This window comes from Clavibacter michiganensis (assembly GCF_021216655.1).
In the GTDB taxonomy this organism is placed as follows: domain Bacteria; phylum Actinomycetota; class Actinomycetes; order Actinomycetales; family Microbacteriaceae; genus Clavibacter; species Clavibacter michiganensis.
The window spans coordinates 1,273,017-1,283,954 of sequence record NZ_CP080437.1; the positions used below are offsets into that span (position 1 = coordinate 1,273,017).

Below are 10,938 nucleotides of genomic sequence, written 5' to 3' on the forward strand. Positions count from 1 at the left end.
ATGACGGACGAGCGAGCGGCGGGAGGCGGCGCGACGAGGCGTCGCAAGAGCCTCAGCGACAAGCAGATCTCGATCCTGGAGTTCATCCAGCGCACCATCGCCGGCCAGGGCTACCCGCCGAGCATGCGCGAGATCGGCGACGCCGTCGGCCTCGCATCGCTCTCCAGCGTCACGCACCAGCTCAACCAGCTCGAGCTCTCCGGCTACCTCCGACGCGACCCGAACCGGCCGCGCGCCCTCGAGGTGCTCATCGACCTGCCCGGCAGCGGCGCGGCGGAGAGCGGCGAGCCGTCGACCCCGGTGGGAGACGCCGCCATGGTGCCCATGGTCGGCCGCATCGCCGCCGGCATCCCCATCACCGCGGAGCAGATGGTCGAGGAGGTCTTCCCCCTCCCCCGCCAGCTCGTCGGCAAGGGCGACCTGTTCATGCTGCGGGTCGTCGGCGACTCGATGATCGACGCGGCCATCTGCGACGGCGACTGGGTCGTGGTCCGCCAGCAGAAGACCGCGGAGAACGGCGACATCGTCGCGGCCATGCTCGACGACGAGGCCACGGTGAAGGTGTTCCGCCAGCGCGACGGCCACACCTGGCTGCTCCCCCGCAACAGCGCGTTCGAGCCCATCCTCGGCGACTTCGCCGAGGTCGTCGGCAAGGTCGTCGCGGTCATGCGCTCCGTCTGATCCCCGAGCACGGCGTACGAGAGCGGCCGGTCCCCGAGGGGGCCGGCCGCTCTCGTGCGTGCGGTGGGCGGTGGTGCGGCGCGGATCAGACCGCAGGGACCACCGAGTACGCCTGGACCTGCGCCTGCTGCTCGGCGGTCACGAGCGCGCGCACGCGCGTGCCCTCCTCGACGTAGGCGGTCTCGAGGACCTTCGCCCCGTCGTGGAGCATCGCGACGATCTCGCCGTGCTCGAAGGGCACCAGGAGGTCCACCTCGATGGTCGGCTGCGGCAGCAGCTCTGCGATCCGGCGACGCAGCTCCTCGACCCCCTCGCCCGTGCGGGCCGAGACGAAGACGCCCTGGGGCGCGAGGCCGCGCAGGACGACGCGGTCGCCGTCGGAGGCGAGGTCGCTCTTGTTGAACACCACGATCTCCGGGATGGACGAGGCGTCCACCTCCGCGATGACCTCGTGCACGGTCGCGAGCTGCGCCGCGGGATCCGGGTGCGACGCGTCGACCACGTGCACGAGCACATCCGAGTCGGCGAGCTCCTCCAGCGTCGAGCGGAAGGCCTCGACGAGCTGGTGCGGCAGGTTGCGCACGAAGCCGACGGTGTCGGCCAGCGTGTAGAGCTGGCCCTGGTCCGTCTCGGTCTTGCGCACGGTCGCGTCCAGGGTCGCGAAGAGCGCGTTCTCGACGAGCACGCCGGCCTTCGTGACGCGGTTGAGCAGCGACGACTTCCCGGCGTTCGTGTACCCGACGATCGCGACCGAGGGCACCGAGTTCCGGTCGCGGTTGGCGCGCTTCGTGTCGCGGGCGGGCTTCATCGCGGCGATCTGCTTGCGGAGGCGCGCCATGCGCGTGTTGATGCGCCGGCGGTCGAGCTCGATCTTGGTCTCACCCGGACCGCGCGATCCCATGCCGGCGCCCGCGCCGCCGACCTGGCCACCTGCCTGGCGCGACATCGAGTCGCCCCACCCGCGGAGGCGCGGGAGGAGGTACTGCAGCTGCGCGAGCTCCACCTGAGCCTTGCCCTCGCGGCTCTTGGCGTGCTGGCTGAAGATGTCGAGGATCACGGCGGTGCGGTCGATGACCTTCACCTTCACCACGTCCTCGAGGGCGCGCCGCTGGCTCGGGGCGAGCTCGGTGTCCGCGATGACGGTGTCCGCGCCGACCGCCGCCACGAGCGCGCGCAGCTCCTCGGCCTTGCCGCGACCGAAGTAGGTGCTGGGATCCGGCGTGGGACGCCGCTGGAGCAGGCCGTCGAGCACGACGGCGCCCGCGGTCTCCGCGAGGGCCGCGAGCTCGCGCATGCTGTTCTCGGCGTCGTCGACGGATCCCTGCGAGTACACGCCGATGAGCACGACGTTCTCGAGCCGCAGCTGCCGGTACTCGACCTCCGTGACGTCCTCGAGCTCGGTCGAGAGGCCGGGGACCCGGCGCAGCGCCTGGCGGTCGGCGCGCTCGCTCTGGTCGCCGTCCGATCCCTGCTCGGTGTCGGGGTTGGCGGACAGGGCCTGCGCGCCGGACCCCCGGAAGAGCGCGTAGCCGGCCGACCGGTTCTCCGCTCGGCCGAGGACGCGCGCGACGACGTCGTCCCGGTCGGTGTTCTCGGTGGACGTCGTCGTCGTGTCCGCGGGCTCGTGGTCGTGCTCGTCGTGCGTTGTCATGTGCTCCCATCGTAGCGCGGGCGTCCGGTATCGTCCCGGTATGGCCGACGCGCACTACTTCTCCCCGTCGCCGACCGGCCCCCTCCGCACGCGCACGATCACGGTCGAGCTCGGCGGACGCACGGTGGACGTCGAGACCGCCGGCGGCGTCTTCAGCCCCGAGCACGTCGACCAGGGCTCCCTGGTGCTGCTGCGCAACGTCCCGGAGCCCCCCGCCGAGGGGCATCTGCTGGACGTGGGCTGCGGCTGGGGTCCCGTCGCGTTGGATCTGGCGATGCGGTCGCCGGCGGCCACCGTCTGGGCTGTCGACGTGAACGAGCGGGCGCTCGCGCTGACGCGGGCGAACGCCCGGTCCCTCGGCCTCGAGAACCTCAACGCCGTGCTGCCCGATGACGTCCCCGTGGATCTCGAGTTCGCCGCCGTCTGGTCGAACCCGCCGATCCGCGTCGGCAAGGAGGCGCTGCACGGCATCCTGCTCGACTGGATGCCGCGGCTCTCCCCTGGCGCGGACGCCTGGCTCGTGGTGCAGCGGAACCTCGGATCCGACTCGCTGCAGCGCTGGCTGGTGGACACGCTGCCCGCGGGCCTGGAGACGACGCGTGCGGTGTCCGACAAGGGGTTCCGGGTGCTGCGGGTCCACCGCGCCGACAGCCGCTCGGACTCCTAGGGCCGGGCATCCGCGTCAGGCGCCGGGCGAGCCCGACGCCTCACCGCATCAGGCCAGCGCCACGACGCCGTCGAAGACCAGCTCGGCTGGTCCCGAGAGGCCCACGTGCTCGCCGTCCTCGGTCGGGAACATGCGCACGCCGAGCGCGCCGCCCGGCAGCTGGACGCGCCACTGGTGCGGTGCTGCGGCACCCGCCCAGTGCCGCGTCGCGAGGGCTGCCGCCGCGGCCCCGGTGCCGCAGCTCAGCGTCTCGCCGCTCCCGCGCTCGTGGACGCGCATGGTGATGTGGCCCACCCCGTCGACGACGAGCGGATCCGCCGGCACCACCAGCTCGACGTTCGCGCCGGCGGCGGGCTCGGGATCCAGCTGCGGCACGAACGCGAGGTCGGCCTCCGCGAGCTCGTCCTCGCTCGGCAGCGCGACCACCACGTGCGGGTTGCCGACGTCGATGCCGAGGCCGGGACGCGCGACCTGGAGGTCCTTGGCGCGCACGAGCGGCTCGCCCCCCGCGAGCTCCCAGCGGCCGAGGTCGACCTGGAAGCCGGATCCGCTGCGCTGCACGTCGCGGACACCGGCGCGGGTGCCGATGGGGATCGTGCGCCCCGGGGGCAGCTCGATGAGGCCGTTCTCGATGAGGAAGAGCGTGAAGACGCGGATGCCGTTCCCGCACATCTCGGCGGGGCTGCCGTCGACGTTGCGGTAGTCCATGAACCACTCGGCGTCCGGATCCTCCTCGAGGGCGGCGCGGCCCTCGGGGATGCGGGTCGAGAGCACCGCGCGGATCGTCCCGTCGGCGCCGATGCCGAAGTGGCGGTCGCAGAGGGCCTGAACCTGCGTGTCGGTCAGGTCGATCTCGCCCGCGGGATCCGCGAACAGCACGAAGTCGTTGCCCGTGCCCTGGCCCTTGGTGAACTGCAGGTCTGCCATCCCGCCAGCCTACGGGCGCGCCGCCGGGAGGGCGTCGAGCGCGTGCTCGAGGAGCCGTTCGTCGCGCGCGTCGAGCCGCACCGCGTCGGCGTAGCGACCGAACCACGACACCTGTCGCCGCGCGTAGCGACGGGTGAGCGCACGCGTCTCCTCCATCGCCTCCTCCTCGGTGAGCTCTCCCGCGAGCTGCCGCGCCGCCTGCGCGTAGCCGATGGCGCGGGACGCGGTGACGCCGTCCGCGAGCCCCGCGGGAAGCAGCCCGGCGACCTCGTCGACGAGTCCGTCGGCCCACATGCCGGACACACGGGCGTCGAGGCGCGGCACGAGCTCCTCGCGCGGCAGCGTGAGCGCCAGGATCCGCGCCGGGTGCCACGGCCGTGGCTCGGCGGACGCGCGCTCCGGCTGCGGACCCGTGATCTCCACGACCTCCAGCGCCCGCACGAGGCGCCGCCCGTTGTGCGCGCCGATCCGCTGGGCTGCGGCCGGGTCGAGCTCTCGGAGGCGCCGGTGCAGCATGCCCGGCCCGGTCTCCGCGAGCTCCCGCTCCAGGCGCTGTCGGATCTCGGGGTCCGTGCCGGGGAACTCGTAGTCGAACAGGACCGACGAGACGTAGAGCCCGGATCCCCCGACGAGGATCGGGACCGCACCGCGTCCGAGGATGCCGGTGATCACCCGGCGCGCCTCCCCCTGGTACCCGGCCACGGTCGCCTCGGCGGTAACGTCGAGGACGTCGAGCATGTGGTGCGGCACATCACGACGCGCGGCCTCCGGCAGCTTGGCCGTGCCGATGTCCATGCCGCGGTACAGCTGCATGGCGTCCGCGTTGACGATCTCCGCGACGCGACCCTGCGCCCGCAGCCGATCCGCGATGTCGAGGGACAGCCCGGACTTGCCGGTGCCGGTGGCGCCGACGACCGCGACGATCGGGATCACGCGCGATGGCGCGGGTGCGCGGACCCGTCGACCGCGCCCGCGGATGCGATCGTCGACGCGCGGAGCGAGGGCAGCCCGAGCGAGACGCGCGGCGGACCGCCCGCGCTGGTCCCCGCCGCCGGCGCGGGCACACCGCAGGAGTCGGCCTGCGCGCGCTCCCACGCGTCGCCCGCTCGGGTGCGGCGGATGCGGAGCGGGGCCTGATCGACCGAGTCCGCGATGAGGTGGAACGGCGCTGCCCGGGTGATCTCGACCTCGACGGCGTCGCCGGGCCGCGGCTCGCCGCTGCCCGCAGGCACGTCGAGGTGGACGAGGCGGCCGTCCTGCGCGCGCCCCGTGACCCGACGGGTGTCGCCGTCCTTCCGGCCCTCGTGCGCGCTGACGAGCACCTCGACCGTGCGGCCGACGACATGCTGGTTCTCCTCGTGGCTGATGCGCTCCTGCAGCGCGGTGAGGCGCCCGTATCGCTCCTTCACGACGTCGGCGGGCACCTGCTCCTCCATCGTCGCGGCCGGGGTCCCGGGGCGGATGGAGTACTGGAACGTGAACGCGGACGAGAAGCGGGCGGCCTCGACGACGCGGAGCGTCTCCTGGAAGTCCTCCTCCGTCTCGCCGGGGAAGCCGACGATGATGTCGGTCGTGATCGCCGCGTCGGGGATCCGCGTGCGGACGCGGTCGAGGATCCCCAGGAAGCGCTCGGACCGGTACGACCGGCGCATCGCCTTGAGGACGCGATCGGATCCGGACTGCAGCGGCATGTGCAGCTGCGGCATCACGGCCGGCGTCTCGGCCATCGCGTCGATCACGTCGTCGGTGAAGGCGGCCGGATGCGGGCTCGTGAAGCGGATGCGCTCGAGGCCCTCGATGGCGCCCGCGGCCCGCAGCAGCTTGCCGAACGCCTGCCGGTCGCCGAACTCGACGCCGTAGGAGTTGACGTTCTGACCGAGCAGCGTGACCTCGACCGCGCCGTCGTCGACGAGGGCCTGGATCTCGGCGAGGATGTCGCCCGGCCGCCGGTCCTTCTCCTTGCCGCGGAGGGCCGGCACGATGCAGAACGTGCAGGTGTTGTTGCAGCCGACGGAGATGGACACCCATCCGCTCGCGATCTCGTCGCGCTTGGTGGGCAGCGTGGACGGGAACGTCTCGAGGCTCTCCAGGATCTCGAGCTGCGCCTCGCCGTTGTGCCGTGCGCGCTCCAGCAGCGTCGGCAGCGCGCCCATGTTGTGGGTGCCGAAGACGACGTCGACCCAGGGCGCCTTCTCGAGCACGGTCGCCCGGTCCTTCTGCGCGAGGCATCCGCCGACGGCGATCTGCATGCCCTCGTGCCGGCGCTTCACACCGGCGAGGTGGCCCAGGTTGCCGTAGAGCTTGTTGTCCGCGTTCTCGCGGACGGCACAGGTGTTGATGACGACGATGTCGGCCTCGGCGCCCTCCGCCGACACATACCCGGCGGCCTCGAGGGATCCCGTGAGCCGCTCCGAGTCATGCACGTTCATCTGGCACCCGTAGGTGCGGACCTCGTACGTCCGGGGCCGCTCAGCTGCGGGCGGGGTGTCGCGGACGTGCTCGGCGAGGGTGCTCATGATGGCTCGATCCTACGTGCGCGGACGCCGAGCGCCGCCCGACGACCGGGTCAGCGGAAGCGCACGCGGGACGAGCCGCGGCGGGTGGCGAGCGCGGTCTTCGCCGCGTCGCGCACGACGCCGCCCCCATAGCCGCGGCGCATCAGGAACGACGTCAAGCGCCGCTCGGCCGTCTCGTCGTCGTAGGACGAGAGCTGCCCCAGGCGCTTCATGGCGACCTCGGTGGCGCGAGCGAGCTCGTCGTCGGGCTGCTCGGCCATGGCCTCCTCGATGACGAGGGGGTCGAGCTTGCGGCGACGCATCTCCATCTCGACCGAGCGGCGGCCGAGCCCCTTGCGGTCGAGGTGCGTGTGCAGGATCTGCTCCGCCAGCGCGGCCTCGTCGATGTACTGCAGGGCGACGTACCTGACGAGCGTCTCCTCAGCGATGTCCGCGTCGATCTCCGCACCGTCGAGCACCTCGCGCGCCTCCGCGAGCGAGAGCCCTCTCCCGCGCAGGCGGTTCGCGAGGACGTTGTCCGCCCGACGCCGCTGGCGCTCGGGCGTCCGCTCGGCCGCGCGTTCCTCCTCGGCTTCCGCCTCCCGGCGCTCGTCCTCGACGCGGTCCTCCTCGAGCCGGCGCATGTCCTTCCGGTACGCCTCGTCCTGCTCCGCCTTGACGCGCGCCCGCTCGGCGCGCTCCTGCTCGGCACGCCATGCAGCGGGGGTCGGGTCGTCCGCGGATGTCGGCTCGACCGGTCGCGCGTCGGGGAACGCGGCAGCCGCGTCCCCGGATCCTCGCGCGGCCAGGGCCTCGGCCTCGGCGAGGACTCGCCGCGCCTCCGCGATGCGCTCCTGCGCGGCGAGTGCGCGACCGGCCTCCGATTCGTCGACGGCGGCGCCGATCGTGACGATGCCGTCGACCTCGGTGACGGTCCGGCCACGCGCGGGATGCGTCGGCGCGACCTGAGATGCGGGCGGCTCCGCGGCGGGCGCCGCGGGCTCGGCGCTCGGCCGGGCTGCCTCTCGACGCGAACGCCGCGCGGCGAGTGAGGCGACGGGCGCGATCTCGTCGGGCCCGGGGCCCGTGCCTTGCTCGTTCTCGGAGGGGAATCTGACCATGATGCGTCCGTCCTCGGATGGGTCACCCCCTGCTGGCGTCGGGCGCCATGGGGGAAGAACCGGAATCGTGCAGGTGGTGGGACGCATCGGAGCGATGCGCCCCACCTGGGTGCGCCGGGTCAGGCGCTCTTGCGGGCGGAGGCCTTCGGCGCGACAGCCGCGACCGGCGCCGGAGCCGAATCCGCGGGAGCGTCGGCGACGGCGTTCGGGTCCTTCACGAGGCCGAGCTTGACCTTGATCTTCTGCTCGATCTCGGCGGCGATCTCCGGGTTGTTCAGGAGGTGCTTGCGCGAGTTCTCCTTGCCCTGCCCGAGCTGGTCGCCGTCGTAGGTGTACCAGGCGCCCGACTTGCGGACGATCTCGTGCTCGACGCCGAAGTCGATGAGGCTGCCCTCGCGGGAGATGCCGGTGCCGTAGAGGATGTCGAACTCGGCCTGCTTGAAGGGCGGCGCCATCTTGTTCTTGACGACCTTGACGCGGGTGCGGTTGCCGACCGCGTCGGTGCCGTCCTTCAGGGTCTCGATGCGGCGGATGTCGAGGCGGACGGAGGCGTAGAACTTCAGCGCCTTGCCGCCCGCCGTGGTCTCGGGGCTGCCGAAGAAGACGCCGATCTTCTCGCGCAGCTGGTTGATGAAGATCATGGTGGTCTGCGTCTGGTTGAGCCCACCGGTGAGCTTGCGGAGCGCCTGCGACATGAGGCGCGCCTGGAGACCGACGTGCGAGTCGCCCATCTCGCCCTCGATCTCCGCACGGGGCACGAGCGCCGCGACGGAGTCGATGACGACGAGGTCGATGGATCCCGAGCGCACGAGCATGTCGGCGATCTCGAGGGCCTGCTCGCCCGTGTCCGGCTGGGAGACGAGGAGCGCGTCGATGTCGACGCCGAGCTTCTTCGCGTACTCAGGGTCGAGCGCGTGCTCCGCGTCGATGAACGCCGCGATGCCGCCGGCGCGCTGCGCGTTGGCGATGGCATGCAGCGTGAGCGTGGTCTTTCCCGAGGACTCCGGGCCGTAGATCTCGACGATGCGGCCGCGCGGGAGCCCGCCGATGCCGAGCGCGACGTCCAGCGCGACGGAGCCGGTGGGGATGACGGCGACGGGGGCGCGCTCGTCGCTGCCCAGCCGCATGACCGAGCCCTTGCCGAACTGCCGGTCGATCTGTGCGAGCGCGGTCTCGAGTGACTTCTCGCGGTCTGCCGATGATGCCATGGGGTGCTCCTCGTGTCGAAGGTGGGTTGCCTGCAGGCTGTCGCTCCGCTCCCGCTGGCCGCGGGGTCCGGTGCCGACAAGGCGACGGGTGATCTCCGCGAGGTGCACGTTATGCGGCGCCGCCGACATCGCTGCCGGAGGGGCCGGACCTGTGCAGTCCACGCTTCGAATCGCTCCTGTGGGGAGACTACGCGCGTTCGAAGGGATATTCGAACGACGCGCCGCGTGTCGTCGACGGATCCGGAAGGCGTCGAGGACGAGGGACGTCGGACGACGGGAGCGTCAGGCGCGCGGCTCGGGGACGCCGGCGCCGTTCCAGCGCGAGCGCGGGACATCCTGCGCGCGGCAGAGGGCGAGCCAGACCTCGCGCGCGGGCGTGCCGTCCTTCAGCGCCTGCGCGCACGTGCGCCCGCCGAGGTCGCCGAGCACGAGGTCCGCGACGAGCACCGGTCCGTAGCCGGCGCCGAACTCGTCGGAGACGGCCCGTTGGAACTCGCTCAGTCGCATGCCGACCACGCTACCTGCTGCCGTCTGCACGACGACGCCCCGCCCGTCGCGAGGACGAGCGGGGCGGGAGGCCGTGGAGGAGGGGTCAGCGCGCGATGAGGTCGCTGTCGAAGCCGGCGACGAGGTCGTCGGGGATGGTGTCGGGGATGGGGTTGAGCCCCTCGATGACGGCGAGGCGGTCGCCCACCTCGCGCATGATGACGGAGATCGGGGTGTCCAACGCGTCGGCGACGGAGGCGAGGATCTCGCTCGACGCCTCCTTCTGGCCCCGCTCGACCTCGCTGAGGTACCCGAGGGCGACGCTCGCCTTGCTGGCGACCTGGCGGAGCGTGCGCCCCTTCTGCAGGCGGAAGTCGCGAAGGACGTCGCCGATCTCCTGACGGACTAGAACCACGGGAGCCTCCTCGTTGCGCCTGGTGCCTGATCGAACCGGAGGTCCGGGGCTGATGGGTGACCATCTGGCCGAGGACTCAGGCTAAGCAGGGGCACTGGGCGTTGCTTGTGAACGTGATTACGACAACGCGGGAGCCGCATCAGATGTTCCCGCCGGGTTCGAGCGCGTCGACGAGGGCCGCGAGGGCGGCTCGGACGACACCCGCGCGGACCGCCTGGCGGTCTCCGTCGAGGTGCAGCGCGATGGCGCGCGAGTCGCCGTCGATGGACAGGCCGACGAAGGCCGTGCCCGGCGGCTGCCCGTCCTGGGGGTCGGGACCGGCCGCGCCCGTCGTCGAGACGCCGATGTCGGCGGGGCGCCCGTCGATCGCGCATGCCTGTCGGACGCCGCGGGCCATCTGCCTCGCCACGTCCGGGTGGACCGCGCCGTGGACCGCGAGGATCGAGGACTCGACCCCGAGGATCGTGCGCTTGAGGGCCGTGTCGTAGGAGACGATGCCGCCCAGGAGCGCACGCGATGCGCCGGGGACCCCCACCAGGGCGGCGGTGAGCAGGCCGCCCGTCAGCGACTCCGCGACAGCGATGCGCCGACCGCTCGCCACCAGGGCCGCGATCACGCGCTCGGCGAGCTGATCGTCCGTCACGTCGACGTATGCGCTCATCACGCGCGCTCCGCCCGCAGCGCCTGGCGCATGTAGTCGAGGCCGGAGAGGACCGTGAGGACGAACGCGATCGACATGAGGACCGTGTTGACGACGTGCATGCCATCGCCCACCACGTCCCACAGCGGGAGCAGCGCGACGCTGATCGCGACGGCCTGCGCGACCGTCTTGAGCTTGCCGCCGCGGGAGGCCGCGACCACGCGGTCGCGGAGCACGGCGAAGCGGTACGCCGTGATGCCCAGCTCGCGCACGAGGATCACGATGGTCACCCACCAGGGGAGCTCGCCGAGCACCGAGAGCATGACGAGCGCGGCGCCCGTGAGCACCTTGTCGGCGATGGGGTCGAGGAGCTTGCCGAGGTCGGTCACCAGGTTGCGGCTGCGGGCGATGTGCCCGTCGACCCCGTCGGTCGCGATCGCGACGATGAACAGCGCCGCGGCCGCGTAGCGGAGCGGGCCGTCGGCGCCGTCGTCCGCCGCGAGGAGGACGACGAAGACGGGGGCCAGCAGGATCCGCACGATCGTGAGGACGTTGGCGACGTTCCAGGGGCTCGCCGGGGAGTCGCCCGCGCGCCAGACACGCGGTGCCCCGGTCCCGGTCGCGCCCGGTACGCTCGGCTCGGCCAC

Annotated in this window: 12 protein-coding genes; 2 read left to right on the top strand and 10 right to left on the bottom strand. The window is 72.5% G+C overall.

The features are described 5' to 3' along the window. On the top strand, positions 1 to 681 hold the full coding sequence (gene lexA, locus K0V08_RS05915) for a transcriptional repressor LexA (RefSeq protein WP_012038705.1): 681 nt from the start codon (positions 1 to 3) through the stop codon (positions 679 to 681). A gap of 85 nt (positions 682 to 766) precedes the next feature. On the opposite strand, the gene hflX is transcribed toward lexA, so the two are convergent. Beyond that, the gene (gene hflX / locus K0V08_RS05920; protein WP_079534658.1) at positions 767 to 2,332 is read right to left on the bottom strand and encodes a GTPase HflX; all 1,566 of its coding nucleotides are present in this window, start codon (positions 2,330 to 2,332) and stop codon (positions 767 to 769) included. Between the two features lie 40 nt (positions 2,333 to 2,372). On the opposite strand from hflX, the gene K0V08_RS05925 reads away from it, so the two are divergent. Beyond that, positions 2,373 to 2,999 (top strand): class I SAM-dependent methyltransferase, encoded by a 627-nt coding sequence (locus tag K0V08_RS05925; protein WP_079534656.1) that lies wholly within the window; start codon positions 2,373 to 2,375, stop codon positions 2,997 to 2,999. 48 nt (positions 3,000 to 3,047) lie between these two features. On the opposite strand, the gene dapF is transcribed toward K0V08_RS05925, so the two are convergent. The 9 genes from dapF to pgsA all read right to left on the bottom strand — a co-directional run bounded on the left by dapF (position 3,048) and on the right by pgsA (position 10,938). Beyond that, entirely contained in the window at positions 3,048 to 3,926 is an 879-nt protein-coding gene (gene dapF / locus K0V08_RS05930; RefSeq protein WP_079534654.1) for a diaminopimelate epimerase, read from the bottom strand. A 9-nt stretch (positions 3,927 to 3,935) separates the two neighbouring features. Next, on the bottom strand, positions 3,936 to 4,859 hold the full coding sequence (miaA, locus tag K0V08_RS05935; RefSeq protein ID WP_012038709.1) for a tRNA (adenosine(37)-N6)-dimethylallyltransferase MiaA: 924 nt from the start codon (positions 4,857 to 4,859) through the stop codon (positions 3,936 to 3,938). Then, positions 4,856 to 6,442: a tRNA (N6-isopentenyl adenosine(37)-C2)-methylthiotransferase MiaB gene (gene miaB / locus K0V08_RS05940; RefSeq protein WP_079534652.1), complete on the bottom strand. Its 1,587-nt coding sequence runs from the start codon at positions 6,440 to 6,442 to the stop codon at positions 4,856 to 4,858. The genes miaA and miaB overlap by 4 nt, the downstream gene beginning before the upstream one ends. A gap of 50 nt (positions 6,443 to 6,492) precedes the next feature. Further along, positions 6,493 to 7,542 carry a regulatory protein RecX gene (locus K0V08_RS05945; protein ID WP_227266456.1) on the bottom strand — a complete coding sequence of 350 codons (1,050 nt, stop codon included), beginning with the start codon at positions 7,540 to 7,542 and terminating at the stop codon, positions 6,493 to 6,495. A 119-nt stretch (positions 7,543 to 7,661) separates the two neighbouring features. Further along, positions 7,662 to 8,750: a recombinase RecA gene (gene recA / locus K0V08_RS05950; protein WP_012038712.1), complete on the bottom strand. Its 1,089-nt coding sequence runs from the start codon at positions 8,748 to 8,750 to the stop codon at positions 7,662 to 7,664. A gap of 282 nt (positions 8,751 to 9,032) precedes the next feature. Further along, positions 9,033 to 9,257, bottom strand: coding sequence for a DUF3046 domain-containing protein (locus tag K0V08_RS05955; RefSeq protein ID WP_043561787.1), 225 nt, complete (start codon positions 9,255 to 9,257; stop codon positions 9,033 to 9,035). 85 nt (positions 9,258 to 9,342) lie between these two features. Next, a complete protein-coding gene (locus K0V08_RS05960; RefSeq protein WP_079534651.1) occupies positions 9,343 to 9,651 on the bottom strand; it encodes a helix-turn-helix domain-containing protein in 309 nt (102 codons plus the stop codon). Positions 9,652 to 9,790: 139 nt separating this feature from the next. Next, on the bottom strand, positions 9,791 to 10,312 hold the full coding sequence (locus K0V08_RS05965; protein WP_050976311.1) for a CinA family protein: 522 nt from the start codon (positions 10,310 to 10,312) through the stop codon (positions 9,791 to 9,793). After that, a complete protein-coding gene (gene pgsA / locus K0V08_RS05970) occupies positions 10,312 to 10,938 on the bottom strand; it encodes a CDP-diacylglycerol--glycerol-3-phosphate 3-phosphatidyltransferase (protein WP_079534649.1) in 627 nt (208 codons plus the stop codon). Before pgsA ends, K0V08_RS05965 begins: the two co-directional genes overlap by 1 nt.

Excerpts from the sequence above, each read along its gene's own strand:
- dapF (WP_079534654.1), bottom strand. The coding sequence starts at position 3,926 with ATGGCAGACCTGCAGTTCACCAAGGGCCAGGGCACGGGCAACGACTTC.
- K0V08_RS05925 (WP_079534656.1), top strand. The coding sequence starts at position 2,373 with ATGGCCGACGCGCACTACTTCTCCCCGTCGCCGACCGGCCCCCTCCGC.
- K0V08_RS05955 (WP_043561787.1), bottom strand. The coding sequence starts at position 9,257 with ATGCGACTGAGCGAGTTCCAACGGGCCGTCTCCGACGAGTTCGGCGCC.
- miaB (WP_079534652.1), bottom strand. The coding sequence starts at position 6,442 with ATGAGCACCCTCGCCGAGCACGTCCGCGACACCCCGCCCGCAGCTGAG.
- recA (WP_012038712.1), bottom strand. The coding sequence starts at position 8,750 with ATGGCATCATCGGCAGACCGCGAGAAGTCACTCGAGACCGCGCTCGCA.
- K0V08_RS05965 (WP_050976311.1), bottom strand. The coding sequence starts at position 10,312 with ATGAGCGCATACGTCGACGTGACGGACGATCAGCTCGCCGAGCGCGTG.
- lexA (WP_012038705.1), top strand. The coding sequence starts at position 1 with ATGACGGACGAGCGAGCGGCGGGAGGCGGCGCGACGAGGCGTCGCAAG.
- K0V08_RS05945 (WP_227266456.1), bottom strand. The coding sequence starts at position 7,542 with ATGGTCAGATTCCCCTCCGAGAACGAGCAAGGCACGGGCCCCGGGCCC.
- hflX (WP_079534658.1), bottom strand. The coding sequence starts at position 2,332 with ATGACAACGCACGACGAGCACGACCACGAGCCCGCGGACACGACGACG.